Source organism: Streptomyces sp. NPDC012835 (genome assembly GCF_042900885.1).
Classification (GTDB): domain Bacteria; phylum Actinomycetota; class Actinomycetes; order Streptomycetales; family Streptomycetaceae; genus Streptomyces.
This window is the reverse complement of sequence record NZ_JBIBBW010000004.1, coordinates 435274-456367: the sequence shown is the minus strand read 5'-3', so window position 1 is coordinate 456367 and position 21094 is coordinate 435274. Positions and strand designations below refer to the sequence as shown.

Here is a 21094-nt window from a genome sequence, read left to right as displayed (position 1 = left end):
GTTAATGATCGAGCGGGGCGTGGTCCACCAGAGGAACGCTCAATCGCTGAACTCGGTAGCGACTGAGTTGGGAGCTTCGCTGGCATGCGGCCGGCCTGGGAGCGGCAGCCGACTTTGTGCGGATGGGGGTCGCTGCATCGCGGGCCTTGATCAGGTGACGATCCGTTGTGATGTGAGCGGAATGCTCCTGCTTCGGGGCGCACGGCGCGAGGAAGCAGGCATGCTTCGGGGCGGAGCTCACGCCGAGATGGCGTCCGATTCCGCCTGCTGCGGGGCCGTGGGGCGGGTGGGCGGCGCGCTCGTGGGCCGGGGCGGGGTGCGGAGCACAGCCGCGGCGGTCACCAGGGCGCCGAGGCCGAAGCCGAGGGCGCGGGGGAGCCGAAGCCGTGGTCCGCCGCCTCGACGATGGTGTAGACGGCCGGCATGAGTGCGGTCGTGATCAGTACCGTGCCGAGCGCGTCGGTGCTCTTGCCCCGGCTCGTGCCCTGCTCCGGGCGCAGGTCGCACCGGCCCATGACGACGACCACGACGCCGAGCGGCACGTTGACGAAGAAGATCCAGTGCCAGCTGATGACCTGCGTCAGCACATCACCCAGCAGGAATCCGAGTGTGCCGCCCGCGGACTGCACGAAGCTGTAGACGCCGATCGCCTTGGCCCGTTCCTCGGGCTCGGTGAACATCGTGACGACCATGGCGAGCGTGACGAAGGAGGTCACCGCGCCGCCCACACCCTGGAGGAAGCGGGCGAGGAGCAGCATCGTCGAGTTCTGCGCCAGCCCGCACAGCAGGGACGCCGCAGTGAAGATGGCCAGACCGGTGATGAAGATCCGCTTGCGGCCGAAGGGGTCACCGAACCGGCCCGCGAGCAGCAACAGGCCGCCGAAGGGAATCAGATAGGCGTTGACCACCCAGCCGAGTTCCGGCGAGGAGAAGCTGAGACTCTCCTGGATGGACGTAGAGCCACGTTCACGATGGTGCCGTCGAGGATCACCATCAGCTGGCCGGCGCAGAGGATCGCCAGTTCCAGCCGGCGAGAAGCGTGGCCTACGGGCGATGGCGCGGCCTGAGTGGCCATGGAACTCTCTTTCATGGGTGCACTTTGTAACGGGCTCCATCTTGTGTAGCCATCACCGCCGACGGAAGGAGGCGGTTTTATGTCGCGGGGGCACATCGATGTGACGGACCTGGTGGCGAACCCGGCGTGCCCCGTGAGCGAGGTCCTGGACCGAGTGGCCGGGAAATGGGCCATCGGCATCCTTGTCGCCACGGCGAAAGGGCCGGTGCGGTTCACCGAACTGGAGCGCTGCATCGACGGCATCAGCCGCCGCATGCTCACCCTGAACCTGCGCAAGCTGGAGCGCGAGGGTCTGCTGATCCGCACTGTCTATCCGACCGTTCCGCCCGAGGTCGAGTACGAGTGCACCGAGATGGCGCTCGAACTCCACGAGGCCCCTCTCTCCCTGGTCGGCTGGGCCGAGCGGCACAGCGGCGACATAGCCCGTGCCCACGCCGTCTACGACGCCGGGCACACCCCCGATCAGGAAGTGGCCCGCACCCGCCCGATGTCCACTCCGGCCTAACGCCTCGACATATCGATTTGCGCGTAGGCGAGTTCGAGGGCAGGTCGGGACCGGGCCGGTGGATCGCGGAACCGACCTGCTATGGCCGAGGGGGCTCGTGGACGCTGCCGCGCACCGGGTCGCGCTGTCACACCCCCTGGTGGCCGCCGTCGGAGACCACGCGCATGCCCAGTCCCCGCACCCGGTAGATGCACGTGTCGTCACCCCACAGCGTCGCGTCCGCCAGCGCGTACGGGCCCCGCCCGTCCGTACCGGACTCGACGATGTCCATGTCCACCCGGATCAGCCGGTTGGCCGGGGTGATCTGGCCGCGGTACGTCCACGCCGTCTCGCCGCCGGGCCGCACCGGCTCGAACCGGGGGTGCGGGATGCCGTCGGCGGCGCCGCGTTCGAGCAGGTGGTACTGGAGCAGCTGGCACATGGCCTCCAGCCCCAACGACCCGGGTTGTACCGGGTCCTGGAAGAAGTGCGCCCGGAAGAACCACTCGTCCGGGACCACGTCCTTCTCCGACCGCAGCCGGCCGAGCCCCGCCCGGCCCCCGTCCGGCCAGAAGCCGGTGATCCGGTCGAGCATCAGCAGCATCGGGCCGGGCAGCCGCGGCAGCCCGGCGAAGTACCGTGCGGGCCGTGCGGTCAGATCGACCGCAGGGCCGCAGGGCTCGTCGAGCCGGGCCCGGTCCTCGGCGGACACCGGGAGACCCGGTTGGTGGTCGAAGGCCGAGGGCGGGAAGTAGCCGAAGACCGTGGAGAGTTCGAACAGCGGCGCCCCGTCGGCGGTGCACCTCACCCGGAAGGACTCGACGATCATGTCCCCGCCGCGGGAGATACGGGTCAGTACGGCATGGACGCGGACCGTGCCCGTCGCCGGGGTGACCTCACCGCTGACCGTTCCCGACCCGTCGAGGTTGCGGAACAGCAGGTCCGTGCCGGTGGTCTGCGCGCTGCCCACGTACGAGGCCAGCCACCCGCAGGGTTGCAGCGCCACCTCCATGAGGACGGCGAAGGGCATCGTACGGCCGCCGCTCTGCTCGAAGTACCAGGCGCGCGCGGGTACGTCGTACTCCGCGACGACACCGCTGTCCTCCCGCATACCGCCCTGCGGCCCGTCCACCGAGACGATCCGGCTCATGAAGTGGTACGGAGGGCCGGGCAGCCGGGCGACCCTGCGGGTGCCGTCGAAGGGTGCGTACGCGGCGCCGAACGCCTCGCTCGGTCTGCCCCAGGCGCACGCCAGCAGCGAGGCGTAGCCGAGGGGGAGGCCGTCTGCCGTCGTCGCCACCGGCTTCTCCTCCCGGTGCCCGGCCAGCCCGCCGAGCAGGGCGAGCGGCACCGGCAGGCCGTCGGCCTGGGCGGCGGGCGGGCCGGACCGCCGCCAGTGCGACAGCGGCCAGTCGGGCACCAGGCGCAGCGCCACGTCGCGGCCCAGGAACGCCCGCGCGCCGTCCACCGAGCCCAGCACATCGGCGTAGAGCGTGGGCACGGGACCGGCCGAGACACCGCGCACGAACACCTCGTAGACGACCCGCCGGCCGGACGGGGTGGCCTGGCCCCGGCACATCGTCCGGCAGGGATGGCCGGCGACGGGCTCGAAGCGCCAGCCGTCCCGGTCGATGGTGAAGCCCATGGCCGCCAGATAGAACGCCATCGCCTGGAGACCGCCCTGAAGCATCAGGGTGCCCGGCATGCAGGGGTCGTTCTTGAAGTGCCCGCTGAAGAACCAGTCGTCCGGCGCCAGAGGGGTCTCGGCCCGCAGATAGCCACGGCCCCACGGCCCGCCCGCCGGATCGAACGCGGTCACCTCACGCACCAGCAGCAGCCGGCCGCCGTCGAGTGCCGGTGAACGGATATGGGCCGCCGTCGCCTCCCAGCCGGGCCCGAAGCAGTCCGCCGGCCGCCCCTGGACCAGGGCCGACACCCGCTCCGCGCCGAAGCGGGTCAGCTCGCAGCGTACGGCGGGCGGGTCGAGCGGCAGATCGGCACCGGGCGGCCGCTCGGCGGGGTCCCACCGCACCCCGCCACCGCCGGCCAGCTCTTGCGGGGTGAAGAATCCGGCCTGGCCTTCGCGGATGCTCAGCCGCAGTTCGCCGTCCACGAAGCAGTCGTAGTGGAAGAAGGCCAGCCGGATGCCGTCGTGCTCCGCGTGACCGTCGACGTGGATCTCGTAGCACAGGGTGTCTCCCGCCTCCGGCGGGCTGCCGTGGTACGTCACCTCGCACCCGAGCAGCCGGTAGGCGCGTTCGCCCCGGTTGAGGAGATCGACACCCAGCCAGCTGAGCAGGAGCAGGTCGGCCTGGCCCGCCTCGATCAACAGCCCGGCCGGAACGCGCCCGGTGGAGTCCAGGTACCAGCTGTCGGGCAGGACATCGGTCTCGGTCCAGATCATCCCTTCGGTGCGTACCGGACCTGGCGCGGCGAGCGCCGCGGGCACCGCGTCGATGCCGGTGACCCGGTCGGCGAACAGCATGGGCGGCTCGGGCATCCGGGTCTGCACCGCGTACGCGTCCTGCTCGGCGAACCGGGGGCCGAACAGCGCGGAGACCTTCCCGGAGGCGAGGTGCTCCAGCTGGGCGCGGTCGAACTTCGGCCCGGGCCGCACGGGTTGGGCGGGTGTGCGGGCGGTGGCGGGTACGGCGTCCGGCAGCCGCTCGGTACGTACCGGGGTGGGCGGCCCGGCGGCCGGACGCGCCGCCGGGAGGCCGGGCGGTCGCGCGGGGACGGGGCCGGCCACCGTCAGCGCGGTGACGGCGAGGGCCGAGATCCGCAGAAACCGCTGGTGGGCCTCGGTGTGTACGGCCATGATCTCCTGGTGCAGCGCGGCGACCCGCTGACTCTGCCGGGCGACCGCACCACGGACCCCCGGAGCCCCAGCCGTCCCCGGCGCTCCCGCGGCGACGGGAACGGCGACGGGAACGGCGACGGCGTCGGCGACGGACGGGGGCGTGGCGACAGGGCCCGGAGTGCCGGGCCGACCGGCCTTCGGGGCGTGCACCGGAAGGAGTTCGGGAGCCCGTGGCAGGGTCACCACGGCCGGCTCCGCGAACGGCAGACACGGAGTCGCCGGTACGGGAACGGTGACGGTGCGCCCCGGACGCGGGACCTCGGTGGCGGCGTCCGCGAGGTGTGCGAACAGGTCGTCGGCGCGTAACGGCACTCCGGCGACGACGAGTTCGGCGACCGCGAGGCACAGCTGCCGCAGCCCGGTGTCGCCCGGTGCGTCCAGGGCGACCGCCACGTGTTCCCGGTCGCCGAGCACCCGCTTGACCCAGCCGGTGCACAGCTTGCGCGGCCCGTGCTCCACGAAGATCCGGACACCGTCGGCCCACGCCCGCTCGACCGTGGCCGCGAAGTCGATCGTGTGCAGCCCCTGCGCGGTGAGCGCCTCGGCGGCCCGCTCGCTCGTCGGCCGGTAGGACTGTCCGGTGGCCCCGCTGTAGAACCGCACTCCGGGGACATCGACGGTGGGACGGTGGTGTGCCTCGCGCCAGGCCCTTTGAACCTCGACCAACTCCGGCGCGTGAGCGGCCAGTTCGTAGTCCAGCTCGATCGCGCGGTCGGCGCCGATCCGGGCCACGACGGCCGCGCACGCGCGGGACTCGCCGCCGATGACGCAGACGCCGGGCGCGTTCACCGCCATCAGATGGACCGCGACCTCGCCGGCCAGCTCCGAACGCACCTCTTCCAGGGGCGCGTTGACGAGGTAGGTGGACCAGCGGGAGCCCTCGACACCCAACCGCGCCCAGTGGCGCCGGACCGCCCGGAGTTCACCGGTGAGTTCCGTGGTGAACAGGCCGCTGTCCAGGGTGGCGTCGTACAGTCCCGAGGCGTCCGGCCAGGCGCCCAGGGCGACCAGCGCGGCCGACTCGCCCGAGGAGTACCCGATCGCGGCGTCCGGCCGCAGCCCGAGGACATCCCGGGTGAGCACGGTGTGGACGACGGCGAGTTCGGCGGCGGCCCAGATCTGGCCCAGCACGCCCCGCTCCGTCCCGGAGCGCAGCCGGGTGCCGATCGCCCCGTGCCCGGCCCGGACGGCCTCCCCGAGGGACGGCAGCGCGAGCATCAGCTCATGGCCCATACCCCGGTACGCGGCCGAGCCGTTGGTGTAGACGAACGCCGTCTGCCCCGTGACGGGCCTGTCCCGGTACAGCACGTCCGCCGGACGGATTCCGCCCTCGGTCAGCCAGCGGCGGGCGGCCTCCTCGCGGCCCGGCAACGCGGCGTCGTCGTCGACCACGAGCGCCAGCCGCGCCGGGCCGGCGTCGGACCGTACCTCCGTCCGCACACCGGACTCCAGCGCCGCCAGCACCTCCCGGCGGTCGGCCCCGGAGAAGACGTGCAGGCGTGGCGCCCCTCCGCGCAGCCAGGGCCGGGCGTCCCCCGCGCGCAGCCGGACGCTCGCGACGGGCCCCTCCATCGGTGTCACCGCGACCTTCGCGGTGTGCGCGACGGCCCCGGCGTCCGCCGGCCCGCCCGCACGCGGTACCGCGCGGTGCTGGAGCGAGAGCGCGGCGACCGCGACGGAGACCAGTCCGTACGCCGCGTGCGCGCGGCCGAAGGCCGACGCCGGGTCGAACACCGCGTCGGGGCCGTCCCCGATGACCATGTCGGGCACATCGGCGGCGGAGGCGGTGGAGGCGGGGGTGGTGGAGGCGGTGGTGGTGGAGGCAGCAGGTGCGGTGGGTGCGGTGGGTGCGGTGTGGGCGACGGGCCCCTCGTCGAGCAGGGCGATGACGGTGTCGCCGTCCCTGCGCGCGGTGTCCAAGGACTTGAGGACCAGGACGACGGCGGCGTCCCCCGGTTCGCTCTCGTGCCCCAACTCCCGCAGCGCGGCACGGTGGACGACCTCGTGGGACAGGTCGGTGCCACCGACGAGCGCGGCGTCCGCCTCTCCCGACCGGATGGCCCGGGCCGCGACGTCCAGCGCCACCAGACCGGACGCCTCCTCCGCCGACACCGCGAAGCCGGCCCCGCCCAGGTCGAGTTGGGTGCTGATGCGGTTGGCCACCAGGTTCGGCATGCTGCCCACCACCGCCTCCGAGGTCATCGGCCCCACGAAGGCGTCCTGGGCGCCGGCCGTGGACGGTACCGGTCCTGCCGGTCCTGCCTGCTCCAGCCAGTACGGAACCCGCCAGCGGGCACCCGCCCGTGCCACTTCCGGGTCCACCCCCATCCCGATGACCACCATGGTCCGCTCACGCGGCAGGGACACCGTCCGTACGGCCTCCCGGGCCGCCTCCAGCACCAGGAGCTGATGGCGTACGGTCCGCTCCAGGGCGAACGGCGGGAAGCACAGGTCCGTCAGCTCCACGGCGATCTCCGCGGCGGGCCCGCGCCGCTCGCCGCCCAGCACCGCGCGGCGGAAGTCCTCGGTGCCGGTCCCGCCACCGACCCGGGCGCCCAGGGCGACGATCGCCACCGGGGCCCGGCCGCCCGGCGCACCCCCTACCGGGGCCGGGGCGGGCGCGGCGGACACCGGGCGCGCCGGGGAACGTACGGCGGACACCGGGCCGTCGTCCGGGAGGTCCACGATCAGATGCGCGTTGGTCCCACCGAAACCGAACGCGCTCACCGCCGCCCTGCGCGGCCCCGGCCACGGTTCCGGCGCGGTCAGCACCCGCAACGGTGTGCCCGCCAGCGCGTCCAGCGGACGTTCGGCGCCGAGTGTCGCCGGGCGGATTCCCGTACGCAGCGCGCCGAGGACCTTCAGCAGCCCCGCCACTCCGGCCGAGGCCAGCAGATGCCCCACGTTCGACTTCACCGAACCGATGGGCACATCGTCACCCGCCCCGAAGACCTCGGCCATGCCGCGCGCCTCCACCGCGTCCCCGACCGGCGTCCCCGTCGCATGGCACTCGACGAGCGACACGCTTCCGGGCGCGAGGCCCGCCGCCTCGTACGCCAGACGCATGGCCCGTACCTGGCCCTCCTCCGCCGGGCTGATCAGCCCGGCGCCGCGCCCGTCGTTGGACAGCCCGACCCCGCGGATCACACCGAGCACGGGCAGTCCGGCGGCGCGGGCCCCGGACAGCCGCGTCAGGGCGACGAACCCGGCGCCCTCGCCGTGCACCAGCCCGTCCGCGTCCCGGTGGAAGGGCCGGCTGCGGCCCGTGCGGCTCGTCGCCGACAGACCGCAGAACCCCACGTGCAGATAGAGGGGGTCGGCCCGGCTCACCGCTCCCGCCACCATCAGGTCCGCCGTGCCGTCGTGAAGCCGGTCGCACGCCAGCTTGATCGCGTACAGCGAGGAGGCGCAGGCGGCGTCGAGGGACCAGGCGCCCGCGCCGAGTCCGAGCGCCCGGGCCGCGAGGTGGGCGGGCAGCCCGGACGAGAAGCGGTTGCGGGCGTCGGGCCTTACCCGGCGCTCTCCCGTCAGCAGGGCGTCCCGGACCGGGGGCCGCTGCGCGGACAGCCAGACGTGCTCGGCGAAGGCCGTCCCCAGGGGCGTGGGATAGGACAGGTTTCCCAGCACCAGCCCCGCGCGCGGCAGCGGGCCCTCGCGGCCCGCCTCCGTGAGGGCCTGGCGGACGCCGTACATGACCCACTGGAAAAGCGGGTCCAGTGAGAGGATCCGCTCCGGGGCGATCCCTAGGCCGCTCGGATCGAAGACGGACTCGAACCCCCTTACGTACCCGCCGACATCGGAGTAGGTGCGGTCGAGGTGGTCGTCCACCGGGCCCTTCGCCCAGCGGTGCGGCAGCCGCCAGCGGCCCTCCGGGACGGCCGACAGGCTGCCGCGACCCGCCGCGATGTTGTCCCAGAAGGTGTCCGGATCGAGAGCGCCGGGCAGCACACAGCCCCGGCCGACGACGGCGATCGGTTCGAATTCCATGCGCGTCTCACTTCAGGGCGGTGCTGGGCAGGGAGGCCGGGGCAGGGCGAGCGGTCGGTGACGGGGGGCTTTCGGAACACGCTTCAGGAGGGCCGGCCGACGAGTTCCACGCCGAGCAGTTCCAGACGGACCGACCCGTCGGCGTCGATCAGCGCCGCGTCGCAGCGTGCTCCCGTGCTGTGTGTCTTGCGGCCCCGCACCACACACCGCACGGGGCCGTCCACCGGGCCGCTCCGGTGCACCCGGCATTCCGCGACCGCCATCGGCAGAGTCGCCGCTCCGGTGGCGTTCCGCGCCCAGAGCAGGGCGAGTTGGAGCGCGCCGTCCACGGCGGCGGGGTCCAGCGGCCAGTGTTCCCCCGGCCAGCCCAGGTCGCGCAGGCCCGCGACGGTCGCCTCGGCGCCGTGTTCGGAGACACCGCGCAGGGTGCGGACGGCCTGGAACAGGGGGCCGTGGAAGAGGAGTTCTCCGTCGTAGAACTCCGTGCGGTCCAGCTGCTCCAGACCGTCCGGGCTGCCCCAGGCGGCCGGATCCGCCTCCTCGGCCCCGGTGTCCAGCACGGCCCGGAAGTGCGTCACACCGTCCGCGCCCCGCAGCTCCGCCTCCAGCCCCGACGCCGAACCGGCCGCGCCCCTGCTGCCGTGCACGGTGAGGGGGTGGCCCTCGCCGGCCAGCTCCGGCAGGGCGAACGTCCTGTACACCCGCAGATCGCGCAGGACGAGCGGTCCGGCGTCCGGCCGCCAGGCGGTGGCCGCCCCGGCGAACCAGTTCAGGACCGCCGCCACGGGCAGTACGGGAACCCCGGCGACGGCGTGGTCCGCCAGTTGCGGCCATGTGTCCGCCCGGACCAGCAGCTGTGCCCGGGGAGGGTCGCCTGCGGGCGACAGCGCCGCCGGACCGTCCCCGACCGCCAGGATGACCCGCGCCTCGCCGGTCGTGGCGTCCAGCTCGGCGGTGAAGGAGGCGGCGCCCTGTTCCAGGGGGATCAGCGGAACCCCGGACCGGTCGAAGTGCGCGGCCAGGGCGGATGTGACCATGCCGCCCTGCCACGGCCCCCAGGCCACACACCGCACCAGACAGCCGGGGCGGCGGGCCTGCTCGGCGGAGGCCACGTGGCCCAGGACCTCGTTGGCCATGGCGTAGTCGCTCTGCCCCGCGTTGCCGAACACGGCGGCCACCGAGGAGAACAGGCAGATCACCTCCAGCGGATCGTCCGCCGTCGCGGCCAGCAGCGCGCGCAGACCGTCCACCTTGGTGGACATCACCTGCTCGATCTGCGCGTCGGACTTGTCGACGATCCGCTTGTCGGCGAGTACCCCCGCACCGTGCACGATGCCGGTGACCGGGCCCCATGCCTCGCGTACGTCGCGCAGCGCGGCGGCGACGGCCTCGCCGTCACGGGCGTCCACCTGGACGTACCGGGCGGGGGACCCCGCCGCCGTCAGTGCCGCCAGCGTCGCCCGTACCTCACGCGCCGCCAGGATCTCCCGGGCCCGCACCGCGATCCGGGCGGGCGCGGCGTCCGCCGGGGCCGCGGCGGGGTGCTCCGAGGAGCGCCCGGCTGAGCGCTCCGCGAGCAGCCGGACGAGCGCCGGTTCGTCCTCGGCCGACGCCAGCCCCTCGGGCTCGGGGACCTGTTCGGTCCGGCCGAGCAGCACGATCCGCGGCCGGTGTGTCCTGGCCAGGTCCAGCAGCGCGGCGGCCGTCACCCCGCGGGCCCCTCCCGTGGCCACGATCACCGACGAGGAGGTGATCCGCCGCGTGGCGGCGGGCGTCACCGGCGCGGGCACCGCCCGTGGGACGACGCGGGTACCGTCCGCGCGGAGACCGGCCTCCGTGGCGGGGCCGCCTTCGAGCAGTTCCCGCACGATCGCCCCGGCGACCGCCTCGTCGTCCCGGCCGCCCCGCTCGCAGTCGACGGCCTTGACCGAGGCGCCGGGCCACTCCTTCGCGGCGGTCCTGACCAGACCGGCGACACCGCCCAGCCACGCGCGGTCGGGCGCTCGGCCACCGAGTCCGAAGTCGCCCCCGGTGTCCTGCACGGTCACGAACAGGCCGCCTCGATCCGCCGCCCGGGCCGCCAGCGAACGCGCCGCGCCGAACACCGACCGGTGGACCTCCCGCGCCTCGTCCGGCGTACCGCGCCCGGTCAGCGCGCCGAGGTGTACGACACCGTGCGCGTCCTCGGGCACCTCGGCCACGGCGGTGGCGTCCACGCCGCGCTCCGTCAGCTTCCGTGCGACGAGGCCGGTGAGCCCGCCGCCGTCGGGGCCCTCGCCGGTCACCACGATCGGCCCGTCCAGGAGTCCGGCCATCGCCAGACCCGCCGCCGGTGACTCCACCGCGCGCTGCACCAGCCTGGTCAGCGCCGCCTCCGGCCCGGCCCCTGAGCCGACGGACGGGGCGGGGGCCTCCGGGACGGCGGCGGTCGCGGGGGCGGTCGCGGGGGCGGTCGCCTGGCCGGCGCCCGCCGGCCCGGCGCCGGGGGGCACGGTCGCGGCGGGGGAGTGCGGCTCCGGGGCGACAGGGGACACCGGATCGGTGGCTGTGGTGAGCGCCTCGACGATCTCGCGCAGCGTGCGGAGCTTGCCCAGCCGGCCGACGTCCCCCGCCGCGACGTCTCCCACCTGCCGCCGTACCGCCGACAGGATCTCGACCCGCTTGATGGAGTCGACCCCCAGATCCGCCTCCAGCTCCATGTCCACGCCCAGCATCTCCGTGGGATAACCGGTGAGCCGGGCCACCACCGAGAGAAGCAGCTCCTCCAGCTCCGACGCCGAGGGGGGCGCTTCAGCGACAGCCGGTGCCCGGTTCCCGGCGGCGGCGGACGGTACGGGCACCGGTACGGGGGCGGGTGCGGCTGCCGCGACCTCGGCCGGGGCAGCGGCCGGGGCCGGAGTCACGGGCACCGGTGCCGGGTGCGGCGCCGAAGGGCGGGGGAGCGGCAGCGGCGCGAGCAGCGCCGGGGCCTCGGCCGCCCTGTCGGGGCCCCGGTCCCCGCCGCCCTGGACTCCTCGCACCTCTTGTCCCACCTGCCCGCCGTGCACCCCGAGCATCGCGGCGAGAGTGGTCTCGGTCATCCGCAGGAAGGCGATATGACTGTCCGTCAGCATGCGCTGACAGGCCGCGTGGGCCTCCGCCGTCTGCCGCTGCACGCTCTCGACAGCGGCGTACCAGTCGGCGCCGACGACGGCGCCGGGCACGGAGTGGTGGGCGGGCTCCGGGGCGTCGGCGGGGGCTGTTCCGTACGCCGCCGGCTCCGAGGTGGGGAGGGTGGGGGAGGCGTACGCGTGCATGGGAACCGCCAGGGTGTCGGGAGCGGGAGCGGGAGCGGGAGCGGGAGCGGGAGCGGGAGCGGGAACAGGCGCGGGAACAGGCGCGGGGCCGGGGTCGAGGGCCGGACCGGAGGCCGGACCGGGGGCGGGGCCGGGGGCGGCCTGCGGCGGACGCGCCAGCTGCCGGCCCGGCGCGGGCGGCGGTGGTGGTTCGCCGGTCCCGGCGCGAGGCGGGTAGAGCTGACCGTAGTTGGCTCCGCTGATCGTCACGGTCATCCGGGGCCCGGCCTCCTTCGCCGGCGTTCCGGGCGAGGCGTACGGCGCCCAGAGGGGGTCGAAATCGAGGGGCACACCGCTTACGGCGAGTTCGCCGAGCGCGGTGTGCAAGGTACTGATCCCGGCCCCGCCCGGCCGGTCCAGCGGGACCGCCGCGTGCTCGCGGTCGCCGAGGATCTGTCCGACCAGACCGGTCAGCGCGGCGCCCGCGCCGACCTCTACGAAGGTCCGCACCCCCGCCGCGTACATCGCCTCGATCTGGTCCTGGAAGAGCACGGGCGAGGCGAGGTGGCCGGCGATCCGGCGGCGTACCTCGCCGGGCGAGGCCGGATACGGGGACGCGTCCGCGTTGCCGTAGACCTCGATCCGGGGCTCCGCCAGCGGGACACCGCGCAGGAACGCGGCGAGCGGCTCACACGCCGGGGCCACCAGCGGGCAGTGGAAGGCGGTCGAAGTGGTCAGCCGGCGGGTGTCGACCCGCTCCGCCGCGAACACCCTCTCGGCACGCGCGACCGCCTCCTTCGTCCCGGAAAGGACCGTCTGGAGCGGGGAGTTGTGGTTGGCGGGCCAGAGGTCACCGAATCCGCCACCGGCCAGCACGGCCGCCACGTGCGCGCGATCCGTCGACACGGCGAGCATCGCGCCCGGCGCGGCGGCCGCGTCCCGCATCAGCTCACCGCGTCTGCGGGCCACGGTGACCAGCGACCCGGCGTCCAGGACGCCCGCGCAGTGCAGTGCCACCAGCTCACCGAAGCTGTGGCCCGCCACGCAGTCGGGCCGCAGCCCCAGGGACCGCACCACGTCCAGCAGCGCGAGCGCGTGCACCGCGAGCGCGGGCTGCGCCCACTCGGTGGCGGCCAGCGCCGCCTGCTGCGCCGCGCGCTCCTCGTCCGTGAAGGCGGGCGGCGGGAACACCACCCGGTGCAGCGGCAGCCCGTCGAACCCGGTGCCGCCCAGCTCGTCCCACACGGTCTGGGCGGCCGGTGACAGCATCGCGAGTTCGGCGCCCATTCCCACGTACTGCGAACCCTGGCCGGGGAACAGGAAGCCGATACGGCCGGGCGTGGGGACCCCGGAGGCGTACCGGATTCCCGTCGGTGTCGAGAACGCCGTACCGGGCCGCCGCCGGATCAGCGTGAGCGCCCGCGCGTACCCCGCCCGCAGCTCCTCGACGTCGCCGGCGACGACGGCCAGCCGTACCGGCGCTGTGGGCGAGAACGTGCCGTGGCTCTCCCGTGCGAGCGCGGCCAGCGAACGGCCGCCGTCGGTGTCCGGCGCCATCAGGTCGGACGGCGACGCGCCGCTGAACAGGACGAGTTCGCTCGGTGCGCAGCGATGGCGCGGCGCCACCCGGCCCGGGGTGCTCGGGGCGCCCGAGGCCGCTGGAGTGTCCGAGGTGCCCGAGGTGCCAGGGGCGCCCGGGGGTACGTACTCCTCCAGTGTGACGTGGAAGTTGCTGCCCCCGAAGCCGAAACTCGACACCGACGCCCGGCGCGGGTGACCGGCGGGCCGAACCCAGGGGCGGGCCTCGGTGTTGACATAGAACGGACCGTCGGACGTGGCCGCCGCCGGATTCGGCCGGCCTACCTTGATGGTCGGCGGGAGCACCTTGTGGTGCAGGGCCATGACCGCCTTGAGCAGCCCCGCCGCGCCCGCGGCGCACTTGGTGTGGCCGATCTGCGACTTGACCGAGCCGATCGCGCACCACTGCCCGTCCGTACGCCCCGACGCCCCGAACACCGCTTTCAAAGCGGCGAGTTCGGCGGTGTCCCCGGCCTTGGTGCCCGTCCCGTGCGCCTCGACCAGCTCCACGGTCTCCGGACCGTAGCCCGCCTCCTCGTAGGCACGGCGCAGGGCCCGCGCCTGCCCGTCGGGCAGCGGCGCGTAGATGCCCGGACTTCTGCCGTCGGACGAGGTGCCGATGCCCCGGATCACCGCGTGGACGCGGTCGCCGTCCCGTTCGGCGTCGGACAGCCGCTTCAACGCGTACATGACGACCGCTTCGCCGAGCATCGTGCCGTCCGCCGTGTCCGACAACGGCCGGCAGTCACCGCTGCGGGACAGCGCGGGGGTCTTGGAGAAGGACAGGAACATGCCGATTCCGTTGCCGGTGTCCACACCACCGCTGATCACCAGGTCGGCCCGGCCGAGCGCCAGTTCGCCGACCGCGGTGGACAGCGCCGCCAGGGAGCTGGCGCAGGCGGCGTCGGTGGTGTGGTTGGTGCCGTGCAGATCGAACCGGTGGGCGATCCTGCCCGCGACGACATTGCCGAGCAGCCCGGGGAAGGTCGACTCCCGCCACGGGGTGTAGTGCGCCGCGATGCGGTCGCACACCGCCCGCGCCTCCGCCTCGGCGAGACCGCTCTCCCGCAACGCCTTGAGCCACACCGGGCGTTCGGTGCGCCCGTACATGTGCGGAAGCAGCTCCAGGGCCGACACTCCGAGCACGACCCCGACCCGGTCCCGGTCCAGGCCCGCCAGGCCACCGGCATCGGTCAGCACCTGGTCGGCCACCATCAGGGCGAGCAGTTGGGAGGTGTCCGTCGCCGACAGGTTGGTGGGCGGCACACCGTACGTCATCGGGTCGAAGTCGATGTCCGGCAGGAACGCGCCCCGGCGGGCGTACGTCTTGTCGGGGGCGGCCGGGTCCGGGTCGTAGTGGTCCGCCACCAGCCAGCGGGACGGGGGCACTTCGGTCATCAGGTCCCGGCCGCCGGTCACGATCCGCCAGTAGCCGGCCGCGTCCAGCGCGCCGGGTACGAGGGCGCCGGCGCCGACAACGGCGACGGGCACCTGGCGAGGGGTGGCGGCGGTCACGGTCTCTCCTCGGGTTCGGGCAGCGGGAACTGGTGCCTCCTGGGCACCGGGGCCGCTCATGCCAACGCGCACGGGGTGTAGGCCAACGCCTCGGAGGGCAACGGGACTCCGTAGGTGCGCAGTTGATGGGCACGGGTCAGCACGGCGGCGCCTTCGAGCAGATTGAGCGCGATCTGCACCACGGACCGGTTCGCCGGTTCGGCCAGGAACGTGCCCGCGGCCCACCGGTTGAACGCGCCCATCGCCGGACCGCACCAGATCTGGTAGTCGGCGCGCCGGGCCGTCTCGCCGGTGATCGCCCACCGGCTGGCACTGCCCAGGTACCAGCGGAAGACCAGCGCCATCCGGTGCTTCGGGTCGGATTCGGCCCGCGCGATCTCGGTGGGATCGCGCCGCTCCCAGAACGCGACGGTGCGCTGCCAGATCTCGTCGAACGAGGCGCGCAGGACGTCCCGTTCGATCGGGGCGCGCACCGCGGGCGGGATCTCCTCCAGCGAACCGTACGACCGGTACGCCGCGCGGAGTCTGCCGGCCCGTCGGGCGAACATCGTTCCCCGGGACAGCACTTGCAGCTGGACCCCCAGCTCGAACATGTCCGCTGCCGGTGCCATGGTCACATCGGCGATGTCCGCCTCGCAGAGCATCGCCTTCGCCTCGTCGGACAGCCCCGCCTCGGTAGCCGTCTGGTTCACCGACCCGACGACCACGTAGGACGCGCCGAGGGCGAAGGCGCCGGCCACCGCCTCCGGTGTGCCCAGCCCGCCGGCCGCGCCGACCCCGACCGCCCGGTGGTAGCCGAACCGCCGGCACAGTGTGTCGCGCAGCGCGGCGATGCTCGGCAGCAGCACCGACAGCGGCCGGTTGTCGGTGTGTCCTGCGCTGTCCGCCTCGACGGTGATGTCCTCGGCCACCGGCACGAGGGCGGCGAGTTCTGCCTCCGGACGCGTCAACTCCCCCTGCGCCACGAGCCGGTCCAGCAGCGCGCCCGGGGCGGGAGAGAGGAACCTCTCGGCCACCTCGGGGCGGGAGACCTTGGCGAGCAGCCGCGTACGCCGGACGATCCCCCCGTCCGGGCCCCGGCGCAGCCCCTTGGCCGAACACAGCACCACGGCCGGGGTCAGTTCCATGAACGCCGACGCCGAGATCCGGGGCACCTCGCGGCGCAGCAGCAGCTCGGCGACGCGGAACTCCAGCTCCGGTTCGGCCGGTGAGTGGATGAGGTTCACACCCCAGTTCGGGTGCGGGCGCAGCTCGTCGGCGAGCGTGTGCACGGCCCGCTCCACGTCGGCGTAGCCCAGGCCGCCGGCGCCGAAGAACCCGAGCATCTCGGCACGGGCCATCGCGGACACCATCCGGGTGGTCGCGATGCCGTTCGCCATCTCGCCCGCGACATAGGGGAAACGGACACCGTGTGCCTCGCAGAAGGTACGGCCGCCGAGCCACTCGGGGTACAGCGGCGGCAGCGTACCGAGCACCGGGCCGCTGGGTACGGGTCCGGTCGCGAGCCCCAGTTCACGGCCGTCGGGACCGCTCACGACATGGACGGGCTCCCGGATGAGCCGGGCGCGGGCGGCGATCCCCTCGGGGGAGAAGACCGGCGTGGCGGCGGCGGAGGCGTCGGGAGCGGCGAGGACGGACACGGGGGCTCCAGCGGGAGAGGCGGGTCTGACGGGCACTCGAATGATGTGACGGCCGATCAGGAGTCCCTGGGGGAAGGGGATCCGACCGGTGGCGTGGCCGGCGGCCCGGTGGGGACGCGGTCCCGCACGGCCAGGCCGGAGCACAGATAATCGAGGTCGACCCGCTCGGAGGCCGCCGACGGCCCCAGCAGGGTCCTGACCCGGGTGTCGTCGAAGCGCCGCCGGTGAGCGAGATAGGCCGTCAGACCGGGATAGAAGTCCAGCAGGGACTCCATCGCCGACGGGTCGTCCGGCTCCGAGCCGACCAGCTCGATCGAGACCGGCACCAGCCGTTCCAGCAGGGCCACGACCGTCGGCACGGGCACATCACGGTCGTGGACGACGTGGTACGTGTCGACTCCGCCCGAGGGCGCCCGGTCGGCGAGGCGCACCATGACCTCGGCCGCGTGCTCCACCTGCATCAGGTTCAGCCGGCCGTGCGGATGCCCCACCAGCCGGACCCGGGGGCGGCCGTCGCGTTCCGGGGCCCCGCTGCCGGCGGTGCGTCGCGCGTCGCACATGATCCGCTCGACGACCTGGAGCGGATGTGAGGGAAGCTCCGGGTGCGGGGGCAGATCCGTGACGAGGATGCTCGGCCGCAGCACGACGACCGGCCGGGCATGCTCCCTGGACCATGCGTGAACCAGCTTCTCCGCCTCGTACTTGGAGTGCTCGTAGGCGTTCTCGAAGCCGTACGCGTCGTCCAGCTCGTCCTCGTACGCCACCCCGTCGCGCCGGCCGCCTGCCACGAAGGCGGTACTGACGTGGTGGACCACGGGCCGCCCGCGCCCGGCGGCTGCCAACTCCAGTACGCGCCGGGTTCCTTCGACGTTGGTGCGGCGCAACGCGGGCAGGTCGCCCTCCAGGTTGATACTCCCCGCGCTGTGCCAGATCGCGCCGAGGCCATCGGCCAGTTCGTGGAAGGCACATTCCGCGAGACCCAGCCGGGGGCGTTCCAACTCGGTCTGCACCACCCGCAGCCGGTCGACGAGTCCGGAGGTGAACGACCGCGGCGCACCCGTCAGTTCGAAGAACCGGGTGATGCGGCGCAGCGCGTCGCCCGAGCCCGCGTGGACCAGGACCGTCACCGACCGGTGCGTGGCGAGCAGGCGACGTAACAGGCGCAGTCCGAGGAATCCTGTGGCGCCGGTGAGGGCGACATGCACGACCATGACTCCAAAGGCTTCGAGAGGGACGAGACCGCGACCGCGTGCGGTGGGCGGGTCGCCGTCGTCGCGGAGCTACCAGGGGGGGCGGCGGTGCGGGGAGTGGGTGTGTCCGGGTGTGGCCGCCCGGTCGGAGGCCGCCCCGAAAGACTCTCGGACCTTCCTTCCGGGCCCGGCGACCGCTGGCGCAAGGCACACAGTGTCAGAAGGCGGGCGGTGGGAGCGTCCCGATTCCTCCCACTCACCTGAACGGAGTACCCGGCCCGCGGTCCGGAACGCGCCCCGGATCGCGCCCCGGAGAGCCCGACAGGGGACTCGTCGCAGATCAGCGCGGTTCACGGTACGGACGCGACGGGCGGGGGCAGGGCCACGGCCACGCGGGTCGCCGTGTCACGTCCCTCTTTCGGGTGATTCCACGGGTAGCGGCCGGGGTGCGGCCCCCGGCAGACGCCACGCTGATGACCGGCGGTGCGGGGTGCCGGAACCGGCAGGGCACGGGGAGAGCGCGTGCGCCGGTACGGGCGGGGCGGCCTCAGCCGTCGGACGGCCGACCGTCCGGCGTCCCTCCGCCGCGCCCCCGACCCCCGGTCTGTCCCCGCGTCCCTCCGTCGCCGCTTCCCTCCATCGGCACGAACTGGAGTCGTCCCATGCCCGAGTCCGTTCCGTCAGCCCCGCCCATTCCCTCGCCCCGCCACCCCGCCCACGCACTCGACCGCGCGTTCCTCAGCATGCAACGCCGCCGCCCCGGCGTCCGCTGGGATGCCGGGGGCATCGCGTATCTGAGCGGTCCGCCCCCGAGCCTGGCGGATTTCCGTGCGTACGTGGGCTTCCGCCTGGCCCAACTGCCCCTGCATACCAGCAGGATGGAGGGCAGCACGCGACACCTCCGATGGCGGCCGGACGCGGACTTCCCCCTGGACCGGCATGTGCACGAGGTGGTCGCCGGCGATCCGGCGGAGTGGGACTCCGCCCTGCACACCGCGCTCAACGCCCCATTCGAACCCGGCACTTACTGGGGGGTCTGGCTGCTCCACGGCCATAGGCCCGACCAGTACGCGGTGTGTTACCGCTTCCACCACGCCTGTCAGGACGGTTCGGCCGCCGCGATGACGTTCCGGGCCATGCTGGGAGAGGGGGAAGCCTCGGCCCGACCCGTGCCCGGAAAGGGGCGCCGGGCCCGTCTGCCCCGACGGGTGGGCATGGCCGTCGGACTGGCCGCGAAGTTCGCGTCCGGCGCCTTCGTCGCTCACGGCCCCCGTCCTGCCCTCCCCTTCGTACCCACGGGCGAGAGGCGGCTGTGGCGCGGCCGGGTACCGGCGGCAGACCTCCGCCGGATCGGCTCGGCCCACGGCGGCTCGGCCCACGATGTCCATCTGGCCGCTCTGGCAGGCGCGTTGGTGGCCTGGTCGGTGCGGTCCGGCGTGCCACTGCCACGGGTGACCGCACTGGTCCCCGTCGACGCGCGCCGCTCCGAGGAGGAACAGACCTGGGGCAATCGCTGTTTCGCCCTGCCGCTGGAGCTGCCCGTACGGTCGGGCCCGGAAGGCGGCAGCGCTCCCCGGGAGGGCGACCCGCCTCTCTGGCGACTGGAGCGTGTCATGGCGAGGACCCGGAAGCTGCGGGGCGAGACCTGGCGACAGGCCATTGAGGACATGGTCCGGTTCATGCCGGACCGCCCGACCGAGTGGTATCTGCGACGGGTGATCTCCCCGCGCGTCACCGACGTCATGGCCACATCCATGCCTCTCGCCGACAAGGGCAGCCTGGGCGACACCCGGGTGACCGGAACCGCCCTGCTCCCCCTGCTCGTTCCCGGACACCTCTTCGGAGTGGGCCTGTCCTTCTTCGACACCTGGGCCGAGGTGTCCTTCGTCGCCGACCCCGGCCTCCCCCTCGGGGAGACGCTGCCGGAGCTGTGGGAGCGGGCCGTGGCCGAACTGGGTGGGACCCCGGCCCACGGGTGAGCGGCGCGCGGCGCCCCACCACCTCGGCACCGGGAGCCCCGCATCCCTCCCCGCCCCCGGTGGCCGTGAGGACATCACCGGCGGAGGCCAACGCGTCGGGGCCGGGGAGCGTCCCGGTGCGCGGACAGCGGTTGCGCACGGCTTGGCCTGTTCCCGATCCACTCCGGGCACGGCGGCTCCCGGTCATCCGGCACCACAGGGTCCTTCGGATGTATACCGGGGAGAACCAGGAGAGTCGTCGTGCGACGTCGGCAGCCGGTGGCCCTCGGGCGCACTGGTGGGAGGGACAGACATGGGGCAGGAGATGGGGCAGGACATGGGGCAGCCTTTCGGCTCCTACCAGAACGAGATCTACCTCGACGGGCTGCGCGGCGTCGTACCGCGATTCCCGATGAGCTTCGCTGAGCTGGAGGACAGGGCACGGTCGGCGCTGTCCTCCTCGCTGTGGTCGTACGTCGCCGGGGGCGCCGGCGACGAACACACCCAGCGGGCCAACGTGACCGCCTTCGAGCGCTGGGGGCTCGTTCCCCGGATGTTCGTGGGCGCGGCCGAGCGCGATCTGTCCGTGGAACTGTTCGGGATGCGGCTGCCCTCACCGCTGTTCATGGCGCCGGTCGGGGTCGTCGGCCTGTGCGCCCAGGACGGGCACGGCGATCTCGCCGTCGCGCGGGCGGCCGCGCGTACCGGCGTGCCGATGATCTCCTCCACGCTCTCCGTCGATCCGATGGAGCGGGTCGCCACCGAATTCGGGGACACCCCGGGCCTCTTCCAGCTCTACACCCCCACCGACCGGGAACTCGCCGCGAGCCTCGTCCGCCGTGCCGAGCGGGCGGGCTACCGGGGCATCGTGGTCACGCTGGACACGTGGATCACCGGCTGGCGTCCGCGCGACCTGGCCACCGCCAACTTCCCCCAGCTGCGCGGCCACTGTCTGGCCAACTACACCGGCGACCCCGTCTTCCGCGCGCGGCTGGAGCGCACGCCGGAAGAGGACCCGCAGGGCGCGGTCCTCCTCTGGACCGAGATCTTCGGCAACCCCCTCACCTGGAGCGACCTGCCCTGGTTGCGCTCCCTCACCGACCTGCCGCTGATCATCAAGGGCATCTGCCACCCCGAGGACGTGCGCCGGGCCAAGGACGCGGGCGTGGACGGCGTCTACTGCTCCAACCACGGTGGCCGGCAGGCCAACGGCGGACTCCCCGCCCTCGACGCGCTGCCCGCCGTCGTGGAGGCCGCCGACGGCCTGCCGGTTCTGTTCGACTCCGGCGTCCGCAGCGGAGCCGACGTGGTGAAGGCCCTCGCCCTGGGCGCCTCCGCCGTGGCCGTCGGACGCCCGTACGTATACGGTCTCGCCCTCGGCGGCGTCGACGGCGTCGTCCACGTACTGCGCTCGCTCCTCGCCGAAGCCGACCTGCTCATGGCCGTCGACGGCTGTCCCACGCTCGCGGACCTCACTCCGGAGAGCCTTCGACGCGTCGTATGACGACCACCTTCTGTCCGGGCCCTCTCCG

General features: G+C 73.8%; 7 protein-coding genes and 1 pseudogene. 3 read left to right on the top strand and 5 right to left on the bottom strand.

All coding sequences use genetic code 11. The features are described 5' to 3' along the window. Positions 1–300: 300 nt before the first annotated feature. Positions 301–994, bottom strand: a pseudogene (locus tag ACFY6S_RS20155) (MFS transporter); the annotation flags it as partial. Between the two features lie 160 nt (positions 995–1154). Here ACFY6S_RS20155 and ACFY6S_RS20150 point away from each other — a divergent pair. Continuing rightward, the gene (locus ACFY6S_RS20150; RefSeq protein ID WP_388819436.1) at positions 1155–1580 is read left to right on the top strand and encodes a winged helix-turn-helix transcriptional regulator; all 426 of its coding nucleotides are present in this window, start codon (positions 1155–1157) and stop codon (positions 1578–1580) included. 127 nt (positions 1581–1707) lie between these two features. On the opposite strand, the gene ACFY6S_RS20145 is transcribed toward ACFY6S_RS20150, so the two are convergent. The 4 genes from ACFY6S_RS20145 to ACFY6S_RS20130 form a co-directional block, all read right to left on the bottom strand. Beyond that, the gene (locus ACFY6S_RS20145) at positions 1708–8406 is read right to left on the bottom strand and encodes a beta-ketoacyl synthase N-terminal-like domain-containing protein (RefSeq protein ID WP_388819433.1); all 6699 of its coding nucleotides are present in this window, start codon (positions 8404–8406) and stop codon (positions 1708–1710) included. An 83-nt stretch (positions 8407–8489) separates the two neighbouring features. Further along, a complete protein-coding gene (locus tag ACFY6S_RS20140) occupies positions 8490–14774 on the bottom strand; it encodes an SDR family oxidoreductase (protein WP_388819430.1) in 6285 nt (2094 codons plus the stop codon). 56 nt (positions 14775–14830) lie between these two features. Beyond that, positions 14831–16414 (bottom strand): PfaD family polyunsaturated fatty acid/polyketide biosynthesis protein, encoded by a 1584-nt coding sequence (locus tag ACFY6S_RS20135; protein WP_388819427.1) that lies wholly within the window; start codon positions 16412–16414, stop codon positions 14831–14833. 56 nt (positions 16415–16470) lie between these two features. Beyond that, positions 16471–17625, bottom strand: coding sequence for an SDR family oxidoreductase (locus tag ACFY6S_RS20130; RefSeq protein ID WP_388819424.1), 1155 nt, complete (start codon positions 17623–17625; stop codon positions 16471–16473). Positions 17626–18266: 641 nt separating this feature from the next. Between ACFY6S_RS20130 and ACFY6S_RS20125 the strand changes: the two genes are divergently transcribed. Further along, positions 18267–19583 (top strand): wax ester/triacylglycerol synthase domain-containing protein, encoded by a 1317-nt coding sequence (locus ACFY6S_RS20125; protein ID WP_388819421.1) that lies wholly within the window; start codon positions 18267–18269, stop codon positions 19581–19583. A gap of 316 nt (positions 19584–19899) precedes the next feature. Further along, positions 19900–21066, top strand: a complete 1167-nt coding sequence (locus ACFY6S_RS20120) for a lactate 2-monooxygenase (protein ID WP_388819842.1) — start codon at positions 19900–19902, stop codon at positions 21064–21066. Positions 21067–21094 lie beyond the last annotated feature (28 nt).